Source organism: Bifidobacterium sp. UBA6881, assembly GCA_002451435.1.
Lineage (GTDB): Bacteria > Actinomycetota > Actinomycetes > Actinomycetales > Bifidobacteriaceae > Bifidobacterium.
Map to the genome: position 1 here is coordinate 39,494 of DKCF01000068.1, position 320 is coordinate 39,813.

The window sequence follows — 320 nt, forward strand, 5'->3', positions numbered from 1 at the left end:
GAGGACTGCCTGATTGGCCCGCGTTGCACCATCGCCACTCCGAACCACGCATTGGACGCCGCGACGCGTCTGGCGGGATGGGAGCATGCGTCGCCCGTGACCATCGGCGACAATGTGTGGTTCGGTGCCAATGTGACGGTTACGCCGGGCGTGACCATCGGTTCGAATTCCGTCATCGGCGCCGGTTCCGTGGTGACGCGCGACATTCCGGAAAACGTGATCGCGGTCGGCAATCCCGCCCATGTGATTCGCGAGATTCCCGAACATGATCCCGCTTTCGCCGAGGTGGAAGGCCGGGAGTAGTTTTTCTCCGATATGGT

Annotated in this window: 1 protein-coding gene; it reads left to right on the top strand. The window is 62.2% G+C overall.

The window, feature by feature from the left end:
* On the top strand, positions 1 to 303 hold a 303-nt coding region (locus B3C64_RS05195), incomplete at its 5' end, for a DapH/DapD/GlmU-related protein (protein ID WP_291534203.1).
* Positions 304 to 320 lie beyond the last annotated feature (17 nt).